21 protein-coding genes are annotated in these 25,434 nt (G+C 65.9%); 15 read left to right on the top strand and 6 right to left on the bottom strand.

What is annotated here, in order from left to right; translation table 11 throughout:
* Positions 1-16: 16 nt before the first annotated feature.
* Both FOB72_RS26770 and FOB72_RS26765 read right to left on the bottom strand, forming a co-directional pair.
* Positions 17-1,033 (bottom strand): ParB/RepB/Spo0J family partition protein, encoded by a 1,017-nt coding sequence (locus FOB72_RS26770; RefSeq protein WP_150375934.1) that lies wholly within the window; start codon positions 1,031-1,033, stop codon positions 17-19.
* Between the two features lie 5 nt (positions 1,034-1,038).
* Positions 1,039-1,695 carry an AAA family ATPase gene (locus FOB72_RS26765; protein WP_150375932.1) on the bottom strand — a complete coding sequence of 219 codons (657 nt, stop codon included), beginning with the start codon at positions 1,693-1,695 and terminating at the stop codon, positions 1,039-1,041.
* Positions 1,696-2,164: 469 nt separating this feature from the next.
* On the opposite strand from FOB72_RS26765, the gene FOB72_RS26760 reads away from it, so the two are divergent.
* Positions 2,165-2,368 carry a cold-shock protein gene (locus FOB72_RS26760; protein WP_029045138.1) on the top strand — a complete coding sequence of 68 codons (204 nt, stop codon included), beginning with the start codon at positions 2,165-2,167 and terminating at the stop codon, positions 2,366-2,368.
* A gap of 143 nt (positions 2,369-2,511) precedes the next feature.
* Here the strand turns inward: FOB72_RS26760 and FOB72_RS26755 are convergent, their stop codons facing one another.
* Positions 2,512-3,666, bottom strand: coding sequence for a replication protein RepA (locus tag FOB72_RS26755; protein ID WP_223851582.1), 1,155 nt, complete (start codon positions 3,664-3,666; stop codon positions 2,512-2,514).
* A gap of 1,460 nt (positions 3,667-5,126) precedes the next feature.
* Entirely contained in the window at positions 5,127-5,336 is a 210-nt protein-coding gene (locus FOB72_RS26750) for a cold-shock protein (RefSeq protein WP_150375928.1), read from the bottom strand.
* A 355-nt stretch (positions 5,337-5,691) separates the two neighbouring features.
* On the opposite strand from FOB72_RS26750, the gene FOB72_RS26745 reads away from it, so the two are divergent.
* The 3 genes from FOB72_RS26745 (at position 5,692) to FOB72_RS26735 (ending at position 9,556) form a co-directional block, all read left to right on the top strand.
* Positions 5,692-7,038 (top strand): NCS2 family permease, encoded by a 1,347-nt coding sequence (locus FOB72_RS26745; protein WP_150375926.1) that lies wholly within the window; start codon positions 5,692-5,694, stop codon positions 7,036-7,038.
* A 563-nt stretch (positions 7,039-7,601) separates the two neighbouring features.
* Positions 7,602-8,087: a hypothetical protein gene (locus FOB72_RS26740; RefSeq protein WP_150375924.1), complete on the top strand. Its 486-nt coding sequence runs from the start codon at positions 7,602-7,604 to the stop codon at positions 8,085-8,087.
* An 89-nt stretch (positions 8,088-8,176) separates the two neighbouring features.
* Positions 8,177-9,556, top strand: a complete 1,380-nt coding sequence (locus FOB72_RS26735) for a sigma-54-dependent transcriptional regulator (protein WP_150377441.1) — start codon at positions 8,177-8,179, stop codon at positions 9,554-9,556.
* A gap of 102 nt (positions 9,557-9,658) precedes the next feature.
* Here FOB72_RS26735 and FOB72_RS26730 read toward each other — a convergent pair whose 3' ends face one another.
* Positions 9,659-10,057 carry a hypothetical protein gene (locus FOB72_RS26730; protein ID WP_191002277.1) on the bottom strand — a complete coding sequence of 133 codons (399 nt, stop codon included), beginning with the start codon at positions 10,055-10,057 and terminating at the stop codon, positions 9,659-9,661.
* A 1,071-nt stretch (positions 10,058-11,128) separates the two neighbouring features.
* Here FOB72_RS26730 and FOB72_RS26720 point away from each other — a divergent pair.
* The 5 genes from FOB72_RS26720 (at position 11,129) to FOB72_RS26700 (ending at position 17,451) form a co-directional block, all read left to right on the top strand.
* Positions 11,129-12,160: a YihY/virulence factor BrkB family protein gene (locus FOB72_RS26720; RefSeq protein ID WP_150375920.1), complete on the top strand. Its 1,032-nt coding sequence runs from the start codon at positions 11,129-11,131 to the stop codon at positions 12,158-12,160.
* A 43-nt stretch (positions 12,161-12,203) separates the two neighbouring features.
* A complete protein-coding gene (locus FOB72_RS26715; RefSeq protein ID WP_150375918.1) occupies positions 12,204-13,796 on the top strand; it encodes a peptide chain release factor 3 in 1,593 nt (530 codons plus the stop codon).
* A gap of 147 nt (positions 13,797-13,943) precedes the next feature.
* Positions 13,944-15,200: an MFS transporter gene (locus tag FOB72_RS26710; protein ID WP_150375916.1), complete on the top strand. Its 1,257-nt coding sequence runs from the start codon at positions 13,944-13,946 to the stop codon at positions 15,198-15,200.
* 317 nt (positions 15,201-15,517) lie between these two features.
* The gene (locus FOB72_RS26705; RefSeq protein WP_150375914.1) at positions 15,518-16,447 is read left to right on the top strand and encodes a mechanosensitive ion channel family protein; all 930 of its coding nucleotides are present in this window, start codon (positions 15,518-15,520) and stop codon (positions 16,445-16,447) included.
* Between the two features lie 155 nt (positions 16,448-16,602).
* Positions 16,603-17,451, top strand: a complete 849-nt coding sequence (locus FOB72_RS26700) for a hypothetical protein (RefSeq protein WP_150375912.1) — start codon at positions 16,603-16,605, stop codon at positions 17,449-17,451.
* Here the strand turns inward: FOB72_RS26700 and edd are convergent.
* A complete protein-coding gene (gene edd / locus FOB72_RS26695; RefSeq protein ID WP_150375910.1) occupies positions 17,439-19,325 on the bottom strand; it encodes a phosphogluconate dehydratase in 1,887 nt (628 codons plus the stop codon). The two genes, FOB72_RS26700 and edd, sit on opposite strands and share 13 nt — an antisense overlap.
* A gap of 210 nt (positions 19,326-19,535) precedes the next feature.
* Between edd and FOB72_RS26690 the strand changes: the two genes are divergently transcribed.
* The 6 genes from FOB72_RS26690 to FOB72_RS26665 all read left to right on the top strand — a co-directional run bounded on the left by FOB72_RS26690 (position 19,536) and on the right by FOB72_RS26665 (position 25,421).
* Positions 19,536-19,931: a hypothetical protein gene (locus FOB72_RS26690; protein ID WP_150375908.1), complete on the top strand. Its 396-nt coding sequence runs from the start codon at positions 19,536-19,538 to the stop codon at positions 19,929-19,931.
* 245 nt (positions 19,932-20,176) lie between these two features.
* Positions 20,177-21,625 (top strand): glucose-6-phosphate dehydrogenase, encoded by a 1,449-nt coding sequence (gene zwf, locus FOB72_RS26685; RefSeq protein ID WP_223851806.1) that lies wholly within the window; start codon positions 20,177-20,179, stop codon positions 21,623-21,625.
* Between the two features lie 17 nt (positions 21,626-21,642).
* Positions 21,643-22,323, top strand: coding sequence for a 6-phosphogluconolactonase (gene pgl / locus FOB72_RS26680; RefSeq protein WP_150375904.1), 681 nt, complete (start codon positions 21,643-21,645; stop codon positions 22,321-22,323).
* A gap of 10 nt (positions 22,324-22,333) precedes the next feature.
* Positions 22,334-23,362, top strand: coding sequence for a glucokinase (locus FOB72_RS26675; protein WP_150375902.1), 1,029 nt, complete (start codon positions 22,334-22,336; stop codon positions 23,360-23,362).
* A gap of 11 nt (positions 23,363-23,373) precedes the next feature.
* Positions 23,374-24,066: a response regulator transcription factor gene (locus FOB72_RS26670; protein WP_150375900.1), complete on the top strand. Its 693-nt coding sequence runs from the start codon at positions 23,374-23,376 to the stop codon at positions 24,064-24,066.
* The gene (locus FOB72_RS26665) at positions 24,066-25,421 is read left to right on the top strand and encodes a sensor histidine kinase (protein WP_150375898.1); all 1,356 of its coding nucleotides are present in this window, start codon (positions 24,066-24,068) and stop codon (positions 25,419-25,421) included. Before FOB72_RS26670 ends, FOB72_RS26665 begins: the two co-directional genes overlap by 1 nt.
* The last annotated feature ends 13 nt before the right edge of the window (positions 25,422-25,434 follow it).

The raw sequence follows: 25,434 nt of genomic DNA, 5'->3' as shown, positions 1-25,434 counted from the left end.
CCGGGGGATCGCGCCTTCAGAGCAGTGTCTTGTCGAGCCCGAATCGCGTCTTGAGCAACTCCACGAGATCTTCGCGGGCATTGCGATCCGACAGTTGCACGTCAAGCATCACGCGGCCCGAGTCCCACTCCTTGATCGTGCCGAGCAACTGCCCCGCTTCGGTCCGGATCTTGTACTGCCGGCTGATTTCCTTGACCTTGCGCGGCTTGCCTTCCTGCGCCTGCTTGCGGATGGCTTCCACCTCGCGGCTCGACAGCCCATCGGCGAGGATGCGGCTCACGAGGTCACGCGTCCGATCCTCGCCGGCCAGCTTGAAGTACAGCGTCAGCTCGTAGCCGGCGGCGATGCCGATCGCGCTTGGTCGCTCGCGCATGGCGCCCAGGACCGACTCCGGCAGCTTCAGCAACGCCAGCGTCTTGTTGACCGTACCCGCCGACATGCCCGTCAGCTCGCAGATTTCCTCTTCCTTCTGGACCTTGCCTTCGTCCAGTAACTGGCGCCAGGCAATGGCGTTGTCCAGTGCGGATTGATCGGAGCGCTGCTCGTTCATCAGGAACGACAGCCGGTAGAAATCGAGATCGCCGAGGTCGCTCTCGATGAAACATTCCATGTCGAGCTTGCCGGCCGACGCCAGCGCGCGCTTGCGGTAATGGCCGTCGATCAGGATGTAATGGCCCGGCCGCGCGGGATCCGGCGCGGCCAGCCCGGGCGTCTTCTGCCCGTGGGTCGCGATCGATGCGGCCCGTTCCTGCACCACGGCCGGATCGTAGATGCGGCGCGCATTGAGCGGGTTGTCGTGCAGATTCGCGAGCGGAATCCGGATCAGCTGCCGCCCGCTTTCCGCGGCGTCCGCACTTTCAGCGCTGAAAGCGGCCACCACCTCGGCCGGCGGACGCCCTTGCAGCAGCCCGTTGGGGTGCCGCGAGATCGCCGCCTCCGCACGTGCAAACCGGTCGATGGTGTCGCTGCGGGTCTTCTCCGCCGCCATGCCGGCAAGCATGCCGGCCTTCAAACTCTTCAATTTCGTGGCCATACGTATTACTCAATCAGCGACAGGACCTCGTCGACCATCATGTCGACCTCCTGGACGGCCTCGCGCGCACCGGGCACGCCATGCACCGTGCACCCAATCGCCTGGCATTCCCGGAATGCCGAGCGCGATCCGATCATGGCGTTCAGCAATGGCACATCGCCGTCATCGCCAAGAATTTCGATGGCCTGGCGCGCAATCGAGACGCGGCGCTGGACCATATTGGCCATGACGCGGATCTGCAGCGTCTCGTTCTGGACCTGCGCGTGCTGCGCCAGTGTCTTGGCGGCGACCGCGGCCCAGAGATCCGGGGGCGAGGGAACAACGGGAATGATCGCCAGATCGGAGATCAACAATGCGCTCGATGGCGCCGCAGAGTGCACAGCGGGCGGGCAATCGACGAGGATGTAATCGTAATCGTTGATAAATTTGCGAACTTCGCGGTGCATCGCGCCGCCGGAGGGGGCGAGCCCGATCACGGACGCCGGAAAGGGCCGCTCATCGCTGGCCTGGGCTGCCCATCGTGTCGCCGTCCCCTGCTCGTCCATATCGACGAGCATCGATCGCGCGCCGCGCAATCCCAGCGTTCCAGCCAGATGCATGCTGACCGTGGTCTTGCCGCAACCGCCCTTCTGATTGAAGACGGTGATGATTTTTGCTGCCACTTCGGCCTCTCTTTCGATCTCTCAGCGCCATCTCAGCGCCATCACTTTCAGCGCTGAAAGCGCGTGGACCATCCACTACAAGACGCAACTTTAGCCAAAGTAGACTGGCTATTCAACCGCAATTCAAATATTTAAATAATTAATCACTGGAAGGGCGCGCGAAGCCGGCCAAATCGCGTCCCGGTGCCATCCATGGGGCGTTCCATTCGGCAATAAACATGAGGTAACGCAAAAGGTGTGGAATCTTCGGGATTCTTCTGCTTGAAAAGAGACATGCAATCCGCCTAAAGTAAAGGCAGTGCGCATTACCCCGCACATGACACAGCAGAACAAACTGGTTATGATGCGCGCTACAGTCGAGTCAAGTCGTGTCAACCTCGTCGACTTCCGTTCGGTATCTACGAGACCTCAACGTGCTTGAACGGTTGTTTGCGTTGTGTACAAGAACTTGCTTCGAAAGGATATTCCTATGGCAACCGGTACGGTCAAGTGGTTCAACGAGACCAAAGGCTTTGGCTTCATCACCCCGGACGACGGCGGTGCCGATCTGTTCGCGCACTTCTCCGAAATCCAGGGTTCGGGCTTCAAGACCCTGAAGGACGGTCAACGTGTGACGTTTGAAGTCAAGCAAGGTCCGAAGGGTCTTCAGGCATCGGGCATCAAGCCCGCCTGAGGGCGACTTCACCGCGCTCGACGACAGCGTTTAGCGTATGTGCCTGCGGTAAGTGGTCCTGCAGTACGGCCACACGACCGCGGCAGCAAAAAGGGCAAGCGAATCGCTTGCCCTTTTTGTTGTTGACCACGCAGGTCTGGCGGTCAGGCGATCTTGCGTACGCTGGTGCGCGACGGTTGCAGAATCAGGGCCTTTGAAGAGTCCGCATCGACCTTGGCTCCCGGATACACCACGAGCACGTCCTTGAGTGCCTTGCGGAACAGCGCCCGGAACTTCCGCTCGCTCTCGGTCTCCGTACCGAACTGCATCTGCAACGCTTCCCACGGAATCTCCGTGCGACGCTGGATCGTAAAGAACCGGTACGTCAGCCACGAATACACGTCAAGCGCGAAGGGCGACTGCTTCAGTGCCTTCAGCGCGCGCATATCGACCGGCACCGGCCGGTTCACGAGCTCGTTGAAGAACGGCTCCGACAGCACCACAAAACTCTCGAACATCGAGCCCTGCCCCGGCTGCATCGGATCCCACCAGGTCGACAGCTGATCGGCAAGCAGATAGCCCACACGATCGATCGCCAGCGGTTCATGGTTCGGATTCTGGTTCTGGCTCGGCGTCGACTTGTTCTGCACGATGGCGATCGTGGCCGAGAACAGACGGATCATCTGCTGACGGACGAGGGTCATCGTGCCGCGCTTGCCGCCAGTCGCCATCGGAATACCGAGGTTGTACATGAACTCCGACAGCGAGTTGCCGAGCGAAATACGGCGGTCCTCCACGGTTCCCGTGAACTCGCCCCGCTTCTTCTTCGCCATGATCTCCTTGCCGATCCATGCCAGCATCAGGCGCGGATACGACCCATACGGGTAGCCAAGGGAGACGGTCTCGGAGACCAGCTTCTGCCGGCCATTCGACGCGCGTTCCGACCGCTGCTGCGTGAAATAGCCGGGCTGGATCATCAGCGAGATATTGCCGCTGGTGCGCGTCCACACGGGCGGCGCGCCCTTGGGCGCGCGATACGGCAGCGTGACCTGCACGCTCGCCCGGCTCAGAAAGCCGACTTCACCGCTTTGCCATGCATCCTCGCGTTCCATGGCCTGGGCTTCATCGAACAGGCGCTGGAATTTCTCGGACGGAACCAGGGCGTTCTCGTTACCGGGAACGATGATTCGGGACGGCTCGCGATCCAGGTCGAGGACGGAGCGGTTTCCGGCGGAGCGACCCACCACGGAGGCTTCTCCCGCAGCGGAGTCCCTCGTCGCGGTGTCCGTTTCAGTGGCAAGGGAGCGTTTGATGGCCATAAGGGACGTGCTTCAAGTTACCCGCCTTTGTACGCGAAGCATTTCTTCTTGTCACGCAGAAACGGGTACGCGAAGGATTTTCCCGCAGGCCCGTTGTGTTGGGCCCATCGGGGCTCTCAATGGTCGCTGGATGGCAGGCACACGGTGGGCAACCCGGGAGGGTTGTCCACGGTTGGCTGCACATCAGCTACAAGTAAACGATACCGATACGGGTTAACTACTTGTAAACCGTATACGCGACGTATACGTGCTTGATTTCAAAGCCTAAAGTCGACCTCTCCGTACCCGATTCTGCGCGCATCCGTACTCGTTTCTGCGTAGGCCCGAACCCGAATCTGCGCAAGAGCGAACCCGTTTCAGCGCTTTCCCCGAACCCGATTCAGCGGGGATAACTCCGTGATTCCACAGGCTTTTCCACAGTTTCAGAGGGGAAAGCGTACCCGATTCTGCGCCGCGTCATCCACGCGGCCGGCTGTCAGCGCACCCAGCGTGCCGAATCGTGGTTATCCACGCAGAATCGAGTACGTTTTGGGGCCGTACGCCGCCTGCCTGCGGGCAAAGCGTACCCGTTTCTGCGCCGGCACCGTCGCGGAGCGTACCTACTTCTGCGTCGACGAGGTTGAGGCCCCGCATGCACCTGAAGCGTACCTGTTTCTGCGGCGTACCCAATTCTGCGAAATCCAGCACCCGGGCGGTCCGCAGGCCAAAGCGTACCCGTTTCTGCGCAACAATTCGCCGCCCGAAATTTGCAAAGCGTACCTACTTCTGCGTAACTTTCGGAGGTGGATTTCACGCTGTGGCGACGACGTATACGTATACGCGCGGGTTCCGGCCGAGCCAGCGCTCACTGTATACCGACGTAAACGGGATACGCATCGTCGACCGCGTACCCGTTTCTGCGCGACGTTTACGGATTCGCCGTCGGTATACCTCGACGTATACGGCCCTAGCGCACCCCCTCCCGGGAGCTGGCGTACCCGATTCTGCGTCGACGCGGTGCACCAACCCGGCTGCGGGAGCGTACCCGTTTCTGCGCAGGGCCCGCCGACGATGTTTTCGGGGGCCCGCGCGACCGCTTTCGTACCCGAATCTGCGTGGATAACGTTGCCCACAGGCCGGCCAGCGGCGTGGGGGCGCCAAAGCGTACCCGATTCTGCGTGGCGCGCACGGACGGGGCGTACCCATTTCTGCTAACGATATTTGACGGTGCCGGGGTGGCGTGTTGTGCCACGCCAACGCGCGCGGGCGACGGCCACAAGCCGGGGGCGTACCCGTTTCTGCGCGGGCGCGGGGGTGGGAAAAACGGGGCGCAGGGGGGCTGGCGGGAGAAAAGCGAACCCGTTTCTGCGGGTGGAGGCGTCAGCCTCCGTGGAGGAACATCGGGACGAAAAAAAACCCTGCCGCCAGGGCAGGGTTTTCTGTGTTCCCCGGTGCCCGGTGGGCACCGAATGAACGGCGACTTAGATCGGCGTGATGTTCGCGGCTTGCAGACCCTTCGGGCCGTTCTTGACTTCGAACGACACGCGCTGGTTTTCCTGCAGCGACTTGAAACCTTCCACGCGGACTTCCGAGAAGTGGGCGAACAGGTCGTCGCCGCCGGCGTCCGGCTTGATGAAACCAAAGCCCTTTGCGTCGTTGAACCACTTCACGATACCGGTTTGAGCGGACATGGTATTGCTTTCCAAATAAATAAATGAAGAAATCGATGGCGCATTTGCCACCGTACTGCCAACTCAAGGAAAGGACACCATGGACAACCGAAATACCAAGACGGTGGCAAACGAATGCGCTGTTGCCTCGTCGCTTGAATCTGCCGGGCATTTTATACGAGGGATGCCCCGGAGCGTCAAGGTAGGGTGATTCCCGACATCGAATGGTGCCGCCACGCTCCACCCATGGGATGATTGCGCCCTTTTCGTTTGCGTGCGCACCTCGCCCGTGCGCACGTTCGTTGCTATTGTCAGTGCAACGCAATCGTCACCGCGCGTCCGCCAGAACGCGACCAACAAGAACCGGAGCCAACCCATGCCCCTTTCCGCGCCCCCGACACCGGATGCGTCCCACGCTTCATCGTCCTGGATCGAACGATGGTTCCGGCTGCGCGAACATGACACCAATGTCCGGACGGAACTGCTTGCAGGGATCACGACGTTCCTGACCATGGCGTACATCATCTTCGTCAATCCGAGCATCCTCGGCGATGCCGGCGTGCCGAAGGACGCGGTCTTCGTCGCCACGTGCGTGGCCGCCGCGATCGGCACGCTGATCATGGGGCTGTACGCCAACTATCCCATCGGCATGGCGCCCGGCATGGGCCTGAACGCATACTTCGCGTACACGGTGGTCAAGGGCATGGGCCTGCCATGGGAAGCGGCGCTGGGCGCCGTCTTTATCTCGGGCTGCCTGTTTCTTCTCGTGACGCTCGTGCGCATCCGCGAGATGATCGTCAACGGCATTCCGCATGCCATTCGCGTGGCCATTACCGCGGGCATCGGTCTGTTCCTCGCCATCATCGCGCTGAAGAACGCCGGCATCATCACCGCCAGTCCGGTCACCATGGTCACGCTCGGCGACCTCCATCAACCTGCCGCCGTGCTGGCGATCGTCGGCTTTCTTGCGATCGTCGCGCTCGAGCGCCTGCGCGTGAAGGGTGCAATCCTGATCGGCATTCTGTTCACGACGATATTGAGCTTCGTCTTCGGCGGCAATGCATTCCACGGCATCGTGTCCATGCCGCCGTCGCTGGCGCCCACGCTGTTCAAGCTCGATATCTCGGGCGCGCTGTCCATCGGCATCATCAACGTCGTGCTCGTATTCTTCCTCGTGGAACTGTTCGACGCGACCGGCACACTGATGGGCGTGGCCAATCGCGCGGGACTGCTCAAGGCCGGCAAGATGAACCGCCTGAACAAGGCGTTGATGGCCGACAGCACCGCGATCATGGCGGGCTCGCTGCTGGGCACGTCGTCCACCACGGCCTATATCGAAAGCGCTTCCGGCGTACAGGCGGGCGGGCGCACGGGCCTGACCGCCGTCACTGTCGCGGTGTTGTTCCTCGCGTGCCTGTTCCTGGCGCCGCTCGCGGGCACCGTTCCCGCCTATGCCACCGCGCCCGCGCTGCTCTACGTGTCGTGCCTGATGTTGCGCGAGCTCGTCGATATCGAATGGAACGACGTCACCGAAGCCGTGCCGGCCGTACTGACGGCGCTGGGCATGCCGTTCACATACTCCGTCGCCAACGGTGTGGCCTTCGGCTTCATCACGTACGCGGCGCTCAAGCTGCTGACCGGACGCGCGAAGGAAGTGCCCGTCATCGTCTGGATCATCGCGATCGTCTTCGTGTTCAAGTTCTACTATCTGCCGGGTCACTGACACCCTCGCGCCAGCGCCCGAGCGTACCCGTTTCTGCGCTGCGGGCGCAGGCGCCGACAGAGGTCGACCGTACCCGTTTCTGCGTCACGCCAGATACGACACAGATGCGATAAGGAATGTGCCGAATGGCCAAATGTAAGTGCTCATTTACCTTAAGGCCGTGTTGCGAAGCGGCGTTTCGCTCTCATACAAAAGAATGAGATAAGGCTGAAAGCAGGCACACCGGGCTGGACAAACGGGCACAAATGCACTCAACTAGATGCGTGGCAGAGAAGGGCGCGTAGGAGCGCCCTTTCTTGACTCCGCATATGTCGCGCGGGTCTTTTCCGGAATGGGTCAGACATTCCTTTGCATGGACAGATCGTCCGCATCATCACGTCGCTGGAAGACGATAGAAGACGACTTCGCCACCAGGAACATCGCGACAGAAACGACAAAGCGCAGAGCGCGCCGCGACGCGCGCCAGCCAGACAGTTAGCCAAAAAACCAGACAGCAAGTGGTAGGCGCGAACCGCGTTCGCGAGCATGCAGTGCCGGGGGTGTTGTTCAACGGGGAACAGATCATGACCGCAGGAGAGATCCGGCGTCCCGACATCGGGCCCATCAGTGAATCCGCCAACCAATCCATACATCGCGCCTGGGCTGCGCTGGGAGAAGCGGCGGCATCCGCAGGCGATATCGCAATAAGAGACCAAGGGCAGGACAACGGGCACGAGGAACACACGCTAGCGGATCTCGCGGCGATGCTCGCGGAAGAACCGGACCTCTCGCCGCGCATGCGGGGCGCCGTCGAAGGCTTGCTGAACCGGCACCGGCTTCTCGCCGTCGAGGTCGTGCGCCAGCGCAAGCTGCTGCAGGAATGGATCCTGAGCCAGCTGACCTACAAGGCCCTCTACATGCAGTACTCGGGCCAGACCCCGGAAGCGCCCAGCGTGGAACTCATGCGGGAAAAGGACATGGTCCGGCGGCGCATCCGGGAGGAACTCCAATCGGGACGCGACTATCGCAGCGTCCTCGACGAACAATCCCGCAGTCCGTCCAGACCGTGATCCCAACGTTGCGTGCGGGAGCGCATCTCTCGCCGGCGGAAGACATGGCCGCCGTCATCAACAAGAAGCCCAACGTCAGGGAGAACGTCATGGACCGACTGTGCAAGGCGTCGACACGCTCCGCACAGATCGTGCTCGTGTCGAGGTATGAAGACTTTGGTTTCAGCGCGAACCAGTTTGGCTCCGGATGGGAGATCCGGCGCGTCCAGCAGGTGCGCGATCTCGAACGCGTGGTGCGCGGCAGCGCACCGATGGCCGGCATCATCGACCTGCAGGCCACCTATACCGACGCGGAACTCAATCAGCTCGAGCAGGGCCTGCAGCATCTGCATGTGATGTGGGTGGCGATCACGTCGACCGCGATGCTCGAGGACGAGCGCGTGCGGCGGCTGATCCGCGATTACTGCGTGGACTACGTGCGTACCCCTTTCTCGTTCGACGAGCTGCTCTACACCCTCAAGCACGCGCACGGCATGGCGTGCTTGCATGGCGCGCGCGTGGTGGAACATGCCGCGCACGGGCCGATGATCGGCGAGTGCGCCGCCATGCGGATGATGTTCCGTTCGCTGGCGAAGGTGGCGCACAACGACGCACCGGTGTTCATCTCCGGCGAGTCCGGCACGGGCAAGGAACTGGCCGCGCAGGCGATCCACGAGTCGTCGAACCGACGCAAGGGTCCGTTTGTCGCGATCAATTGCGGCGCGATTCCTTCGCACCTCGTGCAGTCGGAACTGTTCGGCTACGAGAAAGGCGCGTTCACCGGCGCGAACCAGCGCAAGATCGGCTGGATCGAGCAGGCGCAGGGCGGCACGCTGTTCCTCGACGAGATCGGTGACCTGCCGCTCGAGAGCCAGGTGGCGCTGCTGCGCTTTCTGCAGCAGGGGACGATCACGCGGCTCGGCGGGCATCAGTCGATTCCGCTCGACCTGCGCATCATCTCGGCCACCCACGTGGACCTCGTCGCGGCGCAGGCCGACGGCCGGTTCCGCGCCGACCTGTTCCACCGGCTGTGCGTGCTGACGCTGACGATTCCGCCGCTGCGCGAGCGCGGCGAGGACATCCTGCTGCTGGCTAACGCCGTGCTGGCCGAGCACGGTCACGAGGCGCACCGCCGCATTCGCGGATTCTCCGCGTGCGCGACGCAGGCCATGATGCAGTACACGTGGCCCGGCAATGTGCGGGAGCTCATCAATCGGGTACGCCGCGCGATCGTCATGACCGACAATCGCAAGATCACGGCCGACGACCTGCAGCTGCATGGCGGCGCGGAGCTGCCTCGCAAGACGCTCGATGCCATTCGCGAGGAGGCCGAGCGCGAGGCCATCCGCACCGTGATGGCCAGCCACGGCTTCCACGTCGTGCCGGCCGCGCGTGAACTCAATGTCTCGCGCGTGACCTTGTACCGCCTCATGCACAAGCACAACATCCGCGTGGACATGCAGGCGAGCGCGACTGTCAGCGAGTCGTGAGCGTGTCATAAGCGGCGCCACGCTGGCGCTACCGGGAGGCCGGCGACGTCCGCTCGCCGGCCTCCCGGGTCAACCACCACCGTGCGTTGCCGCGGCGGTGGACTAGCGCTCCGTCACTCGCGGCCGCGTGGCGACACCGGGCGCGCCGCCAGGTCCGTCGTCGGGCATCCGCACCGCGAGGTTCATGCTGATCTTGCCGCGCGGCTGGCGCGGCTGTGCGTTGTTCTGTGGCGCGGCGTGGCCGGGCGGGAGATCGCGCGGGTCCAGTACGCTCTCGCGCGCCTGCCGATCGCCGCCGGGCGGCTGCTCGTCCCGGCCATACTTCACCTCTCCCCACGCCCAGCCGAAGCTGCGCACGTAGATATCGTTGCTCACGGCGGCGTGGCTGTTCGGATTGATCGCATCGCCGCGATCGAAGTACGAATAGCTGCCCGCCAGCGCGGACATCGCCGCGGTGGAGAGCAGGACCAGCGCCGCGGCGGCGAAGACTCTGGCATTCATGATGGCTCCCTCCCTCGCTGGAAAAAAAGTGCCCGCCGGGGGACGGAGCACGTAAATCTCCCGATCGCTATTTCGCGGGGCGCATGCGGCTCGCGTGCGCCGCCAGCACACGGCTGGACGCGGCGCAGAATGGCGACGGATGTCTCGGAGCATGGGGAAACGGCAGCAATGGCGGCGACAGCAGATCCTGTACCGACGGCGGCGGACCGGCCAGTCGATAGGATCGCCTGCGGGCCGTCATACGCGCGGGCGGATGACGCATGGCAGTGTCCTCTGCGTTCTATTGATTGTTGACTCGTGACTTCTTCCTGCCCTTGCAGAGCGACAAGCGTGCCAATGCCCGGAAGCGCTTGCGGGGCGCGGGATTCGCCGCGCGCGGCGCGAATCGGGCGCGGTATCGATCGGTTTCGCGCCGCGATCGGTTTCGCGCCTGTTACGCAAATCGTCAAACGCCCGCGCGTTGTGTTCGCCCGATGAAAATGCGGGGGCGCCAGCCGGGGCCGTGTGCGTGCCCCACGGAGGGGAGGCAGGCGGCCGTCGCCGGCAAGATTTAGCACCGCGCGCGCCCGGCAATGCCCGTCACCAACGCCCTTGTGGGTATGCCGAGCAAGCCTTACAACAATAGTGGTCGCTCGCATCGCATGCGATGTGCAGCCTGAGTGCGCACGACGCCGGTGGATGGCCGTGCATCCGGTTGCATTGCTGAAACATGCGTTTGACGCAGAAACGGGTACGCCTGCCGAAACGGGCCGACCCTAGCGGGGGCGGCAGGTGCGCTGGCGGCAGGCACGGGGGCCGTGCCGGAAATCGGCTTCGGGCCGGGTCCGGGCTGGCTCTTGTCGCAGCCCGCGAGCGCCAGCAGGCAGGCCGCAAGCGCGAGCACAGGCAAGCGCCCGGCATGAGTTGTGCAATTCACGAAAAGTCTCCATTGGCGGCCGGATGGCCGGCGGTGTCGTCACGCCGTGCCGCCGGGCCCATGGATTCACTCTAGCAGGTCGAGTCGGCGCCGCCCGCCCGTGACCGGGATGGGCAGTATCATGAACGCAAGGCATCTTCGGAACGGCACACCGCATGGGACAGACTGACACGCCATCTTCGCCCCCCTCTCCGCCACACACGCCGCCACCCGCGTCGCCGCCGTCCCCGCGGCGCGGGCGCTGGCTGCCCGACCGGCACACCGGCGCGCGCACCGTGCGCGTGGTCGTCGCGGCCGTCCGCGACTGGCTCGATCATCGCGCGGCCAGCAAGGGCGCGGCGCTCTCGTTCTACATGCTGTTCTCGCTCGCGCCGATTCTCGTGCTCGTGATCTCGATCGCCGGGCTGTTCTTCGGCGCCGAGGCGGCGCGCGGCGAGATCTTTGCGCAGATCAACGGGCTGGTCGGCGAGCAGGGTGCGACGGCGATTCAGGGCATTCTGGCGGCCACGCATCGCGCGGGCGGCAGCGGCGTGGCTGCGGTCATCGCATTCGGCGTGCTGTTCGTGGGCGCCACGAGCGCGTTCGCCGAGCTCAAGAGCAGCCTGGACGATATCTGGAAGGCCCCGCCGCCACTCGGAGCCGGCTGGAAAACGCTGCTGCGCGCCCGGCTGCTCTCGTTCAGCGTGGTCCTGGCGCTGGCCTTCATGCTGCTGGTCTCGCTCGTGGTCAATGCGGCGCTGGCCGTGGTGGACCGTTTCTGGGGCCAGATGTGGACCGCGTCATGGTTCGCGCCGGTGGCGGAGGTGATCTCCGCCACGTTTTCCTTCGCGGTGGTCACCATGCTGTTCGCGGTGATCTTCAAGATGCTGCCCAACGCGCGCATCGCCTGGCGCGACGTGATCATGGGCGCGATCATCACGGCGCTGCTGTTCTCGGTCGGCAAGCGGCTGATCGGCATCTATCTCGGCAACAGCGCGGTGGCGTCGTCGTATGGCGCCGCGGGTTCGGTCGTGGCGCTGATGCTGTGGATCTACTATTCGGCCCAGATTTTCTTCTTCGGGGCCGAACTGACCCGGCAGTACGCGCTCCAGTTCGGCAGCCTGCGGGGGAAGGATCCGGCGCATCCCGGGACGTATCCGGGAGGGCCCGCGGGACCCGGCACGCCCGCCGGACCCGCGAACCGGTAAAATAGCGCCCTTTCCTGTTTCAGTTCCTCCTGATCCCCCTGCCGTGAGCTCGCTCGTATCCGAAATTGCGCGTCGTCGCACATTTGCCATCATCTCCCACCCGGACGCGGGCAAGACCACCCTTACCGAAAAGCTGCTGTGGTTCGGTGGCGCGATCCAGGTCGCGGGCGAGGTCCGCGCGCGCAAGGCGGACCGGCATGCCACCTCCGACTGGATGGAGCTCGAGAAACAGCGCGGCATTTCCGTGACGTCCTCGGTCATGCAGTTCCCGTACCGGTCGCGTCCGGACGTGGACGAAAACATCGTGAACCTGCTGGACACGCCGGGCCACGAGGACTTCTCGGAAGACACCTACCGCACGCTGACGGCGGTCGACTCGGCCGTGATGGTGATCGATTCGGTGAACGGCGTGGAAGCGCAGACGATCAAGCTGCTGAATGTCTGCCGGCTGCGCGATACGCCGATTCTCACGTTCATCAACAAGCTGGACCGCGAGGGCCGCTCGCCGATCGAGCTGCTCGATGAAATCGAGGATGTGCTGAAGATCCAGTGCGCGCCGATGACCTGGCCGATCGGCATGGGCAAGGCGTTCCGCGGCGTGTACCACCTGATCGACGACAAGGTGCAGCTGTTCGACCCGCGCGGCGAAAAGGGAACGGCCGCCATCGTCGATGGCCTCGACAATCCCGAACTGGACCGCTTGCTGGGGTCGCAGGCCGACGAATTGCGCATCGAGGTCGAACTCGTGCGCGGTGCCTCGCACACCTTCGACAAGGAAGCGTTTCTCTCGGGCAAGCAGACCCCCGTGTACTTCGGCTCGGCCATCAACAACTTTGGCGTGCAGTCGCTGCTCGACGCGCTGTGCGAACTCTCGCCGCCGCCGCTCGCGCGCAATACCGAATCGCGCGTGGTGGAGCCGGAGGAGCCGAAGTTCACGGGCTTCGTGTTCAAGATCCAGGCGAACATGGACCCGCGCCATCGCGACCGCATCGCGTTCGTGCGGGTGTGCTCGGGCCGCTTCGACCGTGGCATGAAGCTGCTGCACGTCTCGGCCGGCAAGACCGTGGCGATCAACAATGCCATTACGTTCATGGCACAGGATCGCAATACGACCGAGGAAGCGTTCGCCGGCGACATTATCGGCGTGCCCAACCACGGCACGATCCGGCTTGGGGATGTGTTCACCGAGGGCGAAGGCCTGAAGTTCACGGGCATTCCGTCGTTCGCGCCGGAATTCTTCCGCCGCGCGCGGCTGAACAACCCGCTCAAGGTCAAGCAGCTGCAGAAGGGTTTGCAGCAGCTGGCCGAAGAAGGCGCCACGCAGATGTTCCGCCCGCTCGGTTCCAACGAACTGGTGCTCGGCGCGGTCGGTATCCTGCAGTTCGACGTGGTGGCGCACCGGCTCGAGCACGAGTACGGCGTGGACGCGATCTTCGAATCGCACGAGTGCGCCACGGCGCGCTGGCTCAAGGGCGACGCGGCCGAGATCGAGAAGCTCATCGACAAGGCAGGCCATAACGTTGCGCTCGACGGCGCGGGCGACCATGTCTATCTGGCACCGAGCATGGTGAACCTGCGGCTCACGCAGGAGCGCTTTCCGAACCTGCAGTTCCTCGAGACGCGAGAGATCGTCTAAATCCCGCTTTAAAGTGCCGCATCAGGCACTATGACGTCATGTATCGATGCTGATACATGACGCCCGCCCCGGCGCGAGGGCGGTCGGCTAAAATTGCCGACTTTGCGGCGTGCGCGCAAGCGCCGCCGGCCCCGCCCCTTCCCGTTCATGTCCACCGCAGCCCCGCTTCCGGCCGACGCGCCGGAGTCCGTTTCCCGCGATCCCGCCTTCCGTCATTACTGGTTCGCGCGCCTGTGCACCACCATCGCGTACCAGGTCGTCACCGTTGCCGTGGGCTGGCAGATGTACGACCTGACGCGCGACGCGTTCATGCTCGGCATGGTCGGGCTCGTGCAGTTCCTGCCGTCGATCGTGCTGATCCTGATGTCCGGCCACGTGGCCGACCGGTTCGACCGGCGCGTGATCGTGCGTACCTGCCAGGGACTCGAGGCCGTGCTCGCGATCTGCATGGCGGCCGCGAGCTTCACGGGATGGATCAACCGCGACTACATCTTCGTCTTCGTCGCGCTGATGGGCGCCTGCCGCGCGTTCGAGACGCCCACGCTGCAGGCGCTGCTGCCCAGCGTGGTCACGCCGCAGGCATTGCCGCGCGCGGTGGCGCTTGCGAGTTCGGCCGCGCAGACCGCGATCATCATCGGCCCGGCGATGGGCGGGTTTGCGTATGTCGCGGGGCCCGGCGTCGTGTATTCGATCGCGGGCGTACTGTTCGCCGTCGCCGCCGGGCTCGTCGCCTCGCTGAAGCTGCGGCAGGTTGCGGCGCGATCCACCGCGCCCGTCTCGATCAAGACACTGTTCGCGGGCTTCTCGTACATCCGCAGCCATCCGATCCTGCTCGGCGCGGTGTCGCTGGACATGTTCGCGGTACTGCTCGGCGGCGCCACGGCGCTGCTGCCAATCTATGCGCGCGACATCCTGCATACCGATGCCTGGGGCCTCGGCCTGCTGCGTTCCTCGCCGGCCATCGGTGCGCTCGTCATGGCGCTCTGGCTGTCGCGGCATCCGCTCAACCGCCGTGTTGGCCGCGTGATGTTCGGCGCGGTGGCGCTGTTCGGTGCCGCGACGATGGTGTTCGGTATCTCGAGCTGGCTGCCGCTGTCGATGGGCGCGCTCGTCGTGCTCGGGGCGTCCGACATGATCAGCGTGGTCGTGCGTCAGACGCTCGTTCAGCTCGACACACCCGACGATATGCGTGGGCGGGTGGGCGCGGTCAACTCCGTGTTCATCGGCGCATCGAATCAGCTGGGCGAGTTCGAGTCGGGCGTCACCGCGGCGTGGCTTGGGCCCGTGGGCGCGGTGCTGCTCGGCGGTATCGGCACGATCCTCGTCGTGGGGGCGTGGATGCGCCTGTTTCCGGCGCTCGCCTCGCGCGACCGCCTGCACGAGCAGACGGGGCACGCCCGCTGAACGTCGCCGCGCGCGTGCCGGACTGGCGCGCGCGATCCCCCCGATTCGCCAAAGCGTACCCGTTTCTGCGTGAGTGAAGGATTTGCACGGCGTGCGCTTCCCGTCTTGTAACGCCTACCCACACCGCCCGTACCCTTTGCGCCCGTGTGCGCGTTGGCGATATCTCACAGGCGCGCGGCATGCCCCTTCCTGCACGCAGAAACGGGTACGCTTTGGCGTCGCCGGCCCCGCTGCGCCGGGAACGGTACTCGGCGGGCAATACACGCTGGCACGCCGTTCGCAAGGTGGACCGGAGTCGATTTTCCGGAGTCCGCCGCATGAACATGTCTTTCCTCGATGCCGACAAGGTCCAGGCCGCCTGGGCCTATCTGACGCAATTCGCGATCAGTCAGGGCCTCAATTGCCTCGCCGCGCTGGCCATACTCATGGGCGGCTGGTGGCTGGCCGCGCGCGCCGCGCAGGCGATTCGCCGCACGCTGCAGCACACGCACGTCGATGACACGCTGCGCCCGATGCTGGCCAGCGTCGCGCAATGGGTCGTGCGCGTCATCACCGTCGTGCTCGTGCTGTCGCAATTCGGCGTGCAGACCGCCAGCATCATCGCGATGCTCGGCGCCGCCGGCCTTGCCATCGGCCTCGCGCTGCAAGGGACGCTGCAGAACATTGCCGCGGGCATCATGCTCGTGCTGCTGCGGCCGTTCCGCGTGGGCCAGTACATCGACGCGCAGGGCGTGGCCGGTACGGTCCGCGAGACCGGATTGTTCATGACCGAGCTGACCACGTTCGACGGCGTTTGCCTGCGCGTGCCCAACAGCAAGATCTGGGGGAGCGCGATCACGAACTACAGCGAGAACATGACGCGTCGCATGGACATCGAGGTCACGGTCACGTTCGACAGCGACGTGGCGCAGGGCCTCGAAGCGCTGCGCCGCATGCTCGATGCCGAGCCGAGGCTGCTGGCCGAGCCGAAATCGGAGGTCATGGTCGTGCGGTACACCGATCGCGGCATCACGCTCGATGCGCGCTACTGGACGTCGAATGCGGACTTCTGGAGTGTGCAATACGCGTTCTTCGGCAAACTGCGATCCGTGCTGAATGCGGCCGGCTGCGAGATCGCCGTGCCGGTCCAGGAGGTGAGGGCGCCCGTCGGCGAGGCGCCGCAGGCGGAGACGCGCAAGCGCGCCGAGGCGCCGCATCGGAGCGGTCCGCAACCGTACGATGCGCTGGCAAGGCATGGCGCCGGCTAGTCGCGTTCACGCGCGCGGCGGGATGCTGCGTGCGAACTGTTTGCGAACTGCGTGCGAACTGCGTGCGAACTGCGTGCGAACTGTTTGCGCGGGCGCAAGGTCCGCACGCGGGATCGGGATCAATCTTGGCACGTTGGTCCCGCCGGAGAAAGATCGTGCGTATCCCTCGTCCGCTTGTCGTCGCGCTGCTGTCCTCGTTCGTCTCGTCGGTTCCGGCCGAAGCGGAAGCCGGCCAGTGCAAGAGTGTCTGCCGGCGAGCGTCCGGCGATCCCGACCAGGTGCGGGGCTCGGGGTTTCGCTCCTATCTGCCGCGTCCGACCGTTGTCTACCGGTTCGACATGCGCCCGCCGGCGCTCGTCGCCGGACAGGGGCTGTCGGGCAATCCGCACGACCGCCGCGGGCTGCGCTGGAGCGGCGCGCCGTACGACCGATATACCTACGTGACACGCCGCTACGAGGCCGCGTGGCAGGATGCCAACGCGGTCCTGCCCGCGCAGCCGGATGCGCCAGGCTATATCTACGAAATTGCGATTCCGGAGAGCGACCTCGCCGCGCCGGGCCTCTGGTACGACCCGCTGACGGATGCGTCCGCCTCGCTGTTCGATCGCTTGCTGCAGCCGCTGCTGCGATCGGCGCCCATTCCCGCGTATATGGTCGTGCGCGTGCATCGCGTGACGCGTCATCCGGAGACGCGTGTGCTCCGTGTGGGCGAGCCGCAGCCGCTGCAGGCTGGCGAGAGCGGCGGTGACAGAGCGGATGACAGAGCGGATGAGAGGGGCACCGAGGGGGGCGCTGAGGGGGGCGCCGAGGGGGGCGCTGAGAGGGCCGACGCGCCGGCGAACGTGTCGGCCGACGCATCGGACTGCGAGGGCCCGTCGGCCTCGGCGGGGCAGGGCTTGCCACTGCCCGACAGGACCAGCGGCGACCTGCGCCGCAGGCGGGGCATCGCTCCCGCGATGCCTCCCCGCACGTACTGCGCGGGCCTGATGTTTCAGGCGTTCTGAGTCGCGGGCGTACCCGTTTCTGCGTGCGTGGCCGCGGCCTCCGCTTCCGCGCCTTCATCGGCAAACAGCGAGCAGGCCCCCGTTTCCGCCGTGCCCACGTGACGGCGAAAACCGCTGAACAGGTCGCGGCCCACGCCGTGCCAGTTGCGGGATAGATCGGGCCGCTCCGGTTTGCGCGCCTGCCATTCGGCCTCGTCCACCTTGACGGTGAGCAGACCGGCCGGCGCGTCGACGCGCACGATATCGCCGGTGCGCACGCGCCCGATCGCGCCACCGTTCAGCGCTTCGGGACATACGTGGATGGCGGCGGGCACCTTGCCCGATGCGCCCGACATGCGCCCATCGGTAACGAGCGCGACATGGAAGCCGCGGTCCTGCAGCAGCGTCAGTGTCGGGGTGAGCTTGTGCAACTCGGGCATGCCGCACGAAGCGGGTCCCTGCCATGGCAGCACTGCCACGAAGTCGCGCTCCAGTTCGCCGCGCTTGAACGCGGCAAGCACGTCGTCCTGCGTGGTGAAGACGATGGCCGGCGCCTCCACGACCTGATGTTCGGGCTTGACCGCCGAGGTCTTGATCACGCAGCGGCCCAGCGCGCCGTCGAGCACCTTGATGCCGCCATCGGGCGCGAAAGGCTGGTCGAACGTGCGCACGATCGCGTCGTCGAGCGAGGCCTCGGGTCCCGCCTTCCATTGCACGCGGCCGTCCTGCACGACGGGTTCGCGCGTATAGGCGTCGAGACCCTGGCCGACGACGGTCGTGACATCGTCGTGCAGCAGCCCTTCGGCCAGCAGTCCGCGAATCACGAGCCCGAGGCCACCGGCGGCCTGGAACTGGTTCACGTCGGCCTTGCCGTTCGGATAGACGCGCGCCAGCAGCGGCACCGCGGCGGACAGCTCGTCGAAGTCGTCCCACGTGAGCTGGATACCGCCAACGCGGGCCATCGCGATCAGATGGAGCGTATGGTTCGTCGAGCCGCCCGTTGCCAGCAGCCCGACGATGCCGTTGACGAAGGCGCGCTCGTCGAGCACGTCGGCGACGGGCGTATAACGCTCGCCACCGTGGACAAGGCGCAGCGCCTGCCGGGCGGACTCGCGCGTGAGCGCCTCGCGCAGCGGCGTGCCGGGATTGATGAACGCGGTGCCGGGCAGATGCAGACCCATGATCTCCATAAGCATCTGGTTCGAGTTGGCCGTGCCGTAGAACGTGCAGGTGCCCGGCCCGTGATAGGACTTCGTCTCGGCCTCGAGCAGCCCCTTGCGGTCGATCTTGCCTTCCGCGAACAGCTGGCGGATGCGGGCCTTCTCTTCGTTGCCGATGCCCGTGGTCATCGGACCGGCCGGTACGAACACGGCGGGCAGGTGGCCGAACGAGAGCGCACCCATCACCAGCCCGGGGACGATCTTGTCGCAGACGCCGAGGTACAGCGCCCCGTCGAACATCTGATGCGATAGCGCGACCGCCGTGGCCATCGCGATGACGTCGCGCGAGAACAGCGACAGGTCCATGCCGTCCTGCCCCTGCGTCACGCCATCGCACATGGCGGGCGTGCCGCCGGCGAACTGGGCGGTGCCACCCGCTTCGAGCGCAGCCTCCTTGAGCCACTGCGGATACGCGGCCAGCGGCTGATGGGCCGAGAGCATGTCGTTGTACGCGGACACGATGGCGAGGTTGGGAAGCTCCTGCGCCTTGAGGCGGATCTTGGCCTCGTCGGGCATCGCGGCCACCGCGTGCGCGAGGTTGGTACACGAGAGTTGGGCGCGTTCGACCTTCTGGCCGGCCATGGCGCGTGTGCGTTCGAGGTACGCCTGGCGCGTGGCGGCGCTGCGGGCCACGATGCGGGCCGTGACCCGTTCCAGCACGGGATGTCGGGGCATTGTCGTTCTCCTGCAATGCGGGGAACTCTCAGCGTAGCCCAAATGGGCCGGCGCCACCGTCGGGCGCGCGCCGACACCCGGCCAAACATTTCGGAAATATGCGTCGCGCCGACTTGATGCACGACAAAAGGAAATCCCCGGGGTCGGCGTGATGCTGTGGCAGGCGCAGCGCCGTCCGGCACTGCCTCGATTATTTCCCGGAGGTGAACAATGCAACGAAACACCCTGTTAGGCCGTGCGTTTCCGGCCTGTCTGCCTTTGCTGGCGCTCTTGCTGGCAACGTCGTCAGCGCGTGCCGAGACCTTCGAATCCCACGGGTACCCGAAGTGGGGCACGGACGGCTACTGTCGCGGCAGCGGGTATTGGGAGGATGTCGGCGTGATTACCCGCGTGACGGCGGGCGGCTGGTATCACAGCGACCAGGCGATGTTCGTCGAGCTGACGGTGGAAGGCGGGCGGCGCGTCGGCGGGCAGGTCGCGACGCGCGCGTACGGCAACTACGCGTACGATCATCTGGTCCGGATGGCCATGTTCCTGCAGGCCACCGGCAGCCGGGCGCGCGTGTGCTGGCTCAATGGCTACGTCTACGCCATCGAGATGCACTGACGCGCGCACTGACGCGTGCATTGCCCGGATCGGCCACGCAGAAACGGGTACGCTCGGGGCGCGCTCTGGGCCAGTGCCGCGCACGTCCACTGCCCAACCCGGCGGGACTCACGTAACATGTCCGGAACTTCCTGGCCGCTGACCGGCACTCACTCCATGCAGCCGCAACAGTGGGACATGCGCGCGACATGGGAGTGAGCATGGACCGGCGGCGGCACAACCCCCGCAAGGAGTCCAGGGTGAGCTTGCCCGATTTCGACATGGTGCTGTTCGGCGGCACCGGTGACCTGGCACGGCGTAAGCTGTTGCCGGCCCTTTTCGACGCGCATCGCTGCGGTGGCATGCACGCGGCGTCGCGCATTCTCGCCACCGGCAGCCACGCGCAGACGACCGAGCAGTACATCGCCACGCTCGAGGAAACCGTTCGTCCGGCCCTTGGACAGGCGAAGCCGGAGGACTGGGCCTCGTTCGTGCAGCGCATCTGTTATGTGCAGGCGGATGCACGTCAGCCCGGCAATTTCGACGCGCTCGCGGAGAAGGTGCATTCGCGCAACCCCGAGGTGGTGGTCTGCTACCTCGCTACGGCGCCGCATCTGTTCGTGCCTATCTGCGAACAGCTGCACCGAACGAAGCTCAACACGCCGAATGTGCGCGTCGTCCTCGAAAAGCCGCTCGGGCACGATCTCGACTCCAACGAGGCGATCAACGCGGCCGTCGCGCAGTTCTTTACCGAGGATCAGATCTATCGTATCGACCACTACCTCGGGAAGGAGTCGGTGCAGAACCTGATGGCGATCCGTTTCGGCAACGCGCTGTTCGAACCGCTGTGGCGGCGGGAATGGGTGCAGGACGTGCAGATCACGATCGCCGAGGAACTCGGCGTCGAGACGCGCGGCGATTTCTACGACCGCACCGGCGCGCTGCGCGACATGGTCCAGAATCATTTGCTGCAGCTGCTGTGCATGGTGGCCATGGAGCCGCCGGCCAGCCTCTCCGAAGACGCCATCCGCGACGAGAAGATCAAGATCCTGAAGGCGCTCAAGCCGATCACGCCGCAGGACGTGGCGGAGAAGACCGTGCGTGGCCAGTACCGCGAAGGCGCCATCGGCGGCAAGCCGGTGCCCGGTTACCTCCAGGAGCAGGGCATCGCGCCCGACAGCCGTACGGAGACCTTCGTCGCGATCAAGGCGGAAATCGCCAACTGGCGGTGGGAAGGCGTGCCGTTCTACCTGCGCACGGGCAAGCGCATGCAGTCGCGCCTGGCCGAGATCGTGATCCACTTCCGCGACGTGCCGCACGCGATCTTCCCGAAGCCGCTGACCCTGTCGCCGCAGAACCGGCTCGTCATCCAGCTGCAGCCCGAGGAAAGCATCCGGCTGTATTTCCTGGCCAAGCAGCCTGGCGACACGCTGGAGCTCACCCCGACCTCGCTCGACCTCGATTTCGCGCACTCGTTCAAGGTGCGCCGCGCTGGCGCCTACGAGCGCCTGCTGCGCGATGTCATCCGCGGCCGCCTGGGTTTGTTCGTCCGCCGCGACGAACAGGTGCAGGCATGGCGCTGGGTAGAGCCGATCATCGACACCTGGGATGCAAGCTCGGTTCCGCCCAAGCCCTATACCGCGGGTACCTGGGGCCCCGCGGCATCGTCGGCGCTGATGTCGCGCGATGGCGCGCTCTGGCACGAAGAAGTCTGAACCCTAACGGAGACCGCATGCGACAGTTCGAACATCCCACGGTGATGGATCAGGCGGAGTCGCTCGCGATCTCCGTCAGTCATGCGCTGGAACTCGTGATACAGGCCAAGGGCTGGGCCGTGCTCGCGGTATCCGGCGGCAAGTCGCCGCTGCCGATGTTCGAGCGGCTGCGCTATCGGCCGATCCGCTGGGATGCCGTCACGGTGACGCTCGTGGACGAGCGCGCGGTGCCGCCGGACCATGCGGACAGCAATGCCGCGCTCGTGCGTCATACGTTGCTGCGCGAGGCCGCGGCGCTGGCCGCGTTCGTGCCCGTCATCGCCGACGCGGCCGAGGCCATGCAGCCCGCGCGCGCGGTCGAACGCCTCAACGCCGCGTACCAGCAGCCCGATGTGGTAGTGCTCGGCATGGGCGAGGACGGGCACACGGCCTCGTTGTTCGCCGACGCGCCCGAATTGCAGATCGCGCTGAGCGAACCGCAGCCGGGCTACGTCGTCACGCATCCGGCCAGCGCGCCGCACGCGCGCGTGACCATGAACCTTGCCGCGCTGCTCGCGGCCGAGCGCACGTTCCTGTCGATCGCCGGCGAGAAGAAGGCGGCCGTGCTCGCGCAGGCGCTCGAAGGTCCCACGCCAACGCTGCCCGTCAGCCTCGTGCTCGCGCGGCATCGCCACGGCGTGGATGTTTTCCGAACCTGAACCCGATCCGATGACGCGTACCTCGTCCCATCACGATTCGTATCCGCGCCTGCTTGCCGATGTCGGCGGTACCAACGTGCGCTTTGCGCTGGAGACCGCGCCATTGCGCATCGGTCCCGTCACCGCGCTCAAGGTGGCCGACTATCCGTCGCTCGAGGATGCCGCGCGGCACTACCTCGACGGCCTGCCCGGTGCGGCCGTCGCCAAGCCGCGGCATGCGGCCATCGGGTTGGCGAATCCCGTGACCGGCGACCACGTCAAGCTGACCAACCACAACTGGTCGTTCTCGATCGAGGAGATGCGGCGCGCGCTCCGGTTCGACACGCTTGTCGCGATCAACGATTTCACGTCGCTGGCGCTGGCATTGCCATATTTGCCCGATGGCGAGCTCGTGCGCGTGCGCGCGGGAACGCCGGTCGCCACCGCGCCGCGCGCGCTGATCGGGCCGGGCACGGGCCTCGGCGTCTCGGGCCTCGTGCCCGCGCCTGGCGGCGGTGCCGTGGCGCTGGCGGGGGAGGGCGGCCATATCGAGATCATGCCCGTGACCGACGACGAATGGGTGGCATGGCGCGCGGCGCACGCCGCGCATGGACGCGTGTCGGCCGAGCGGCTGCTGTCGGGCATGGGACTGTCCCAGATCCATGCCGCGCTTGCCGCAGAAACGGGTACGCTTTTGCTCGCGCCCCTCTCGCCGGCCCAGGTCACGGAGGGTGCCGTCGAGCGCGGCGATCCGCTTTGCCAGCGCGCGTTTCGCGTGTTCTGCGGCCTGCTCGGCTCGGTCGCGGCCGATGTCGCGCTCGTGCTGGGCGCGCGCGGCGGCGTCTATATCGGTGGCGGCATCGTGCCGCGCTTTGTGGAGGCGTTCGCCGCATCGCCCTTTGCCGAGCGCTTCGCCGCCAAGGGCCGCATGGGCGCATACCTGGCCGATATCCCGGTGTACGTGATCACGTCCGAGTATCCGGCGCTGCCGGGGCTGGCCCACGCGCTGGCGGACCGGCTCGAAGGCGGCATGCGCCGCGATCCCTCCCGACGCTCCTGAAAGTCCCGAACATGCGTGTACTGCTGGTGGAAGACGACGCCATGATCGGCGAGAGCGTGAAGCTCGCGCTGCGTCAGGAGGGCTTTACGCTCGACTGGGTGCGCGACGGCGAGTCCGGGCTCGATGCCGCGTCCGGACAGGGCGCGGACGGCGGCCACTACGACCTCGTGTTGCTCGACCTCGGTCTGCCGCGCAAGTCCGGGCTCGAGGTGCTGCGCGCGCTGCGGGCGCGGAATAACCGCACGCCGGTGCTGATCCTGACCGCGCGCGATGCCGTGGCCGATCGCGTGGCCGGGCTCAACGCCGGGGCGGACGACTACCTCGTGAAGCCATTCGATCTGCAGGAGCTTGCGGCGCGCATGCATGCGCTGGCGCGGCGCGCGGAAGGCCGTGCCGAGCCCGTGCTGCGCTATGGCGACATCGTGGTCAATCCATCTACGCGGGAAGTCACGCAGGCGGGCGAGGCCGTCAAGCTGTCCGCGCGCGAGTTCGCGCTGCTCTCCGCGCTGATGGCGCGTCCGGGCAAGGTCTGGTCGGTCCCGCAGTTGCAGGAGCGCCTGTACGGCTGGGACGACGAAGTCGGCAGCAATACGGTAGAGGTGTATATCCACGCGCTGCGCAAGAAGTTCGGCGCCGCGCTGATTCGGAACATTCGTGGTGTCGGCTATCTCGTGCCGCAACTTGAAGAAGGAAGCGGGGACTGATGCGATCGATCCAGCGAACGTTGCTGTGGTGGCTCGCGGCCGGCCTGCTGGCGGGCATCGCGATTGCCACCGCGCTGATCTACGGCCAGGCGCGGCAGGAAGCCAATGCGCTGTTCGACTACCAGATGAAGCAGGTGGCCGCCGCTTTGCCGAGCCAGTTCAGCAATCCCGTCGCGCCGCCGTTCGACCCATCGGATGGCACGGGCGCGGATCTGCTCCACGGCGACGAGGACGTCGTCATCCATATCTGGGACGGTTCCGGCCGCAGCCTGTATCTCTCGCATGCCCATCCGGCGCTGCCGCCGCGCGCCGAACTCGGATTCTCGAACGTGCGGACCGATCAGGGCGAATGGCGCATCTACAGCGTCCAGCTAGGCCCGGCGGTCGTGCAGATCGCCCAGCCGCTCAGCGCGCGGCGCACGCTGGCCGCGCATATGGCGCTGCGCACGGTGGCGCCGCTGCTGTTGCTGTTGCCGTTGCTGGGCTGGCTGGTGTGGCTCGCCGTCGGCCGCGGGCTGCGGCCGCTGCGGCAGATTGCGAGCGAGGTGCGCACGCGCGATGCCAATACGCTCACCCCCCTCGCGCTGGGCCCGATGCCCGACGAGATCGCGCCGGTGGCTACGGCGCTCAACCAGCTGCTCGAGCGGCTCTCGCATGCCATCGACACGCAGCGCGCATTCGTTGCCGATGCCGCGCACGCGCTGCGCACGCCACTGACGGCACTGCAGCTGCAGGCACAGCTCGTGGAGCGCGCGGACAGCGCGGAATCGCGCCAGCAGGCGGTGGCGCAGTTGCGCGCGGGGCTCGAGCGGCTGACGCACCTGGTGGCGCAGCTGCTCACGCTCGCGCGGCAGGAGCCCAATGCTTCCGCGCCCGTGCACGATGCCGTCGACCTGCGCGCGCTGGCCGGCCGCGTGGTGGCGGACATGTCCCAGGCCGCGATCGATCGGGAAGTGGACCTCGGCCTCGAAGCCGCCGACGATGTGGTGGCGCACGTGCAGGGCGATGCCGATGCTTTGCGCATCCTGCTGACCAACCTCGTGGACAACGCGCTGCTTTATGTGCCGCGCGGCAGCCGCGTGGACGTGCGCGTTTGCCGCGCCAACGGGGCGGGCGAGGGTGGAGATTCGATCGATCTGGTGGTCGAGGACAATGGTCCCGGCATTCCGGCGGCCGAGCGCGCGCGGGTGCTCGACCGCTTCTATCGGTTGCCCGACGCGCCCACCGGCGGCAGCGGACTTGGGCTGTCGATCGTCGCGGAGATCGCGCAGCGGCACGGCGCGAGCGTGGCGCTCGAAGACGCCGCGCCCGGCCTGCGCGTGCGGATCAGGTTTCCGCTGCCGCGCGTGGATTGACGATCAGTCCGTG

Source organism: Cupriavidus pauculus (genome assembly GCF_008693385.1).
In the GTDB taxonomy this organism is placed as follows: Bacteria; Pseudomonadota; Gammaproteobacteria; order Burkholderiales; family Burkholderiaceae; genus Cupriavidus; species Cupriavidus pauculus_D.
The sequence above is the reverse complement of the archived record's forward strand: the minus strand, read 5'-3'. Positions and strand labels throughout refer to the sequence as shown.

What these genes read in the sequence shown, in the direction of transcription:
- FOB72_RS26770 (WP_150375934.1), bottom strand. Translation starts at nt 1,033, where the DNA reads ATGGCCACGAAATTGAAGAGTTTGAAGGCCGGCATGCTTGCCGGCATG.
- FOB72_RS26760 (WP_029045138.1), top strand. Translation starts at nt 2,165, where the DNA reads ATGGCAACCGGTACGGTCAAGTGGTTCAACGAGACCAAAGGCTTTGGC.
- FOB72_RS26755 (WP_223851582.1), bottom strand. Translation starts at nt 3,666, where the DNA reads ATGGCCATCAAACGCTCCCTTGCCACTGAAACGGACACCGCGACGAGG.
- FOB72_RS26750 (WP_150375928.1), bottom strand. Translation starts at nt 5,336, where the DNA reads ATGTCCGCTCAAACCGGTATCGTGAAGTGGTTCAACGACGCAAAGGGC.
- FOB72_RS26745 (WP_150375926.1), top strand. Translation starts at nt 5,692, where the DNA reads ATGCCCCTTTCCGCGCCCCCGACACCGGATGCGTCCCACGCTTCATCG.
- FOB72_RS26740 (WP_150375924.1), top strand. Translation starts at nt 7,602, where the DNA reads ATGACCGCAGGAGAGATCCGGCGTCCCGACATCGGGCCCATCAGTGAA.
- FOB72_RS26735 (WP_150377441.1), top strand. Translation starts at nt 8,177, where the DNA reads ATGGACCGACTGTGCAAGGCGTCGACACGCTCCGCACAGATCGTGCTC.
- FOB72_RS26730 (WP_191002277.1), bottom strand. Translation starts at nt 10,057, where the DNA reads ATGAATGCCAGAGTCTTCGCCGCCGCGGCGCTGGTCCTGCTCTCCACC.
- FOB72_RS26720 (WP_150375920.1), top strand. Translation starts at nt 11,129, where the DNA reads ATGGGACAGACTGACACGCCATCTTCGCCCCCCTCTCCGCCACACACG.
- FOB72_RS26710 (WP_150375916.1), top strand. Translation starts at nt 13,944, where the DNA reads ATGTCCACCGCAGCCCCGCTTCCGGCCGACGCGCCGGAGTCCGTTTCC.
- FOB72_RS26705 (WP_150375914.1), top strand. Translation starts at nt 15,518, where the DNA reads ATGAACATGTCTTTCCTCGATGCCGACAAGGTCCAGGCCGCCTGGGCC.
- edd (WP_150375910.1), bottom strand. Translation starts at nt 19,325, where the DNA reads ATGCCCCGACATCCCGTGCTGGAACGGGTCACGGCCCGCATCGTGGCC.
- FOB72_RS26690 (WP_150375908.1), top strand. Translation starts at nt 19,536, where the DNA reads ATGCAACGAAACACCCTGTTAGGCCGTGCGTTTCCGGCCTGTCTGCCT.
- pgl (WP_150375904.1), top strand. Translation starts at nt 21,643, where the DNA reads ATGCGACAGTTCGAACATCCCACGGTGATGGATCAGGCGGAGTCGCTC.
- FOB72_RS26675 (WP_150375902.1), top strand. Translation starts at nt 22,334, where the DNA reads ATGACGCGTACCTCGTCCCATCACGATTCGTATCCGCGCCTGCTTGCC.
- FOB72_RS26670 (WP_150375900.1), top strand. Translation starts at nt 23,374, where the DNA reads ATGCGTGTACTGCTGGTGGAAGACGACGCCATGATCGGCGAGAGCGTG.
- FOB72_RS26665 (WP_150375898.1), top strand. Translation starts at nt 24,066, where the DNA reads ATGCGATCGATCCAGCGAACGTTGCTGTGGTGGCTCGCGGCCGGCCTG.